Consider the following 403-nt stretch of genomic DNA (forward strand, 5'->3'; position numbering starts at 1 on the left):
GCCTCCATGTGCAGGTGCAGCGAGTTCGCCGTCGGCGCGTACTCCAGCAGGTGCTCCTCCGGGAGGGCTCCGAGCAGCCCCCGCCGGTAGTCGCCGACGACCAGCTTCGCCTCGTCCGGGGTCCAGCGCCGGGCGATCTGGTGGGCGATGAGCCGCAGCAGGTTCGTCCGGCCCGACTCGCTCTCGCCGAACACCAGGAAGAACGGGTCCGCCGCGAAGTCGACGAACACCGGTTCCAGGTCCGTCTCGGCGATGCCGAACGCGATCCCGCGCTCCGGGAACTCCCCGCCCTTCGGCAGCCGGTCCGCGTGCAGCGACCTCGGCAGCAGGCGTACGCCGGGCGCCGGCGGCCCCGTCCAACCCGACCGCGACGCCGCCACGAAGGCCGCCGTCGCCGCCCCCA

General features: G+C 73.9%; 1 pseudogene. It reads right to left on the bottom strand.

Annotated features, from left to right (window positions below):
- A pseudogene (locus G3I71_RS49205) lies at positions 1–403 on the bottom strand (type VII secretion protein EccC); the annotation flags it as partial.

The sequence above is a fragment of the Streptomyces sp. SID12501 genome, from assembly GCF_010550245.1.
GTDB lineage: Bacteria > Actinomycetota > Actinomycetes > Streptomycetales > Streptomycetaceae > Streptomyces.